The sequence below is a fragment of the Acinetobacter sp. CFCC 10889 genome, assembly GCF_003268395.1.
Classification (GTDB): Bacteria; Pseudomonadota; Gammaproteobacteria; order Pseudomonadales; family Moraxellaceae; genus Acinetobacter.
Genome location: NZ_LQXQ01000196.1, coordinates 1 through 347, shown reverse-complemented (window position 1 = coordinate 347; position 347 = coordinate 1). Strand labels below are relative to the sequence as shown.

The 347-nt window shown below is 38.9% G+C and carries 1 protein-coding gene; it reads left to right on the top strand.

Annotated elements, in window-relative coordinates:
* On the top strand, window positions 1–340 hold a 340-nt coding region (locus AVJ19_RS21355; RefSeq protein WP_111861447.1), incomplete at its 5' end, for an IS30 family transposase.
* Window positions 341–347: the final 7 nt, after the last annotated feature.

Sequence of the window (347 nt, the reverse complement as noted above, 5' to 3'; positions counted from 1 at the left end):
GAATACGATTAGTCACTGTATAGATCGACTTAAAATGAGCCATGCTCATAGTGTGACATTTGATAATGGTAAAGAGTTTTCGGAGCATCAGCGCTTAACAAACCAAGGTATTGATACATACTTTGCCGATGCATATTGCTCAAATCAGCGAGCAAGAAATGAAAATACCAATGGTTTAATCCGACAATATTTGCCAAAATCATCTTCATTCGAACATATTAGCCAAGAGCGAATTCAAGAGATTGAAGATGCTTTAAACAATCGTCCTAGAAAGAGTTTAGGATGGCGAACACCTAGCGAAGTAATGGCTGGGTTTTATACCGTTGCACTTGCTAGTTGAATCCGCC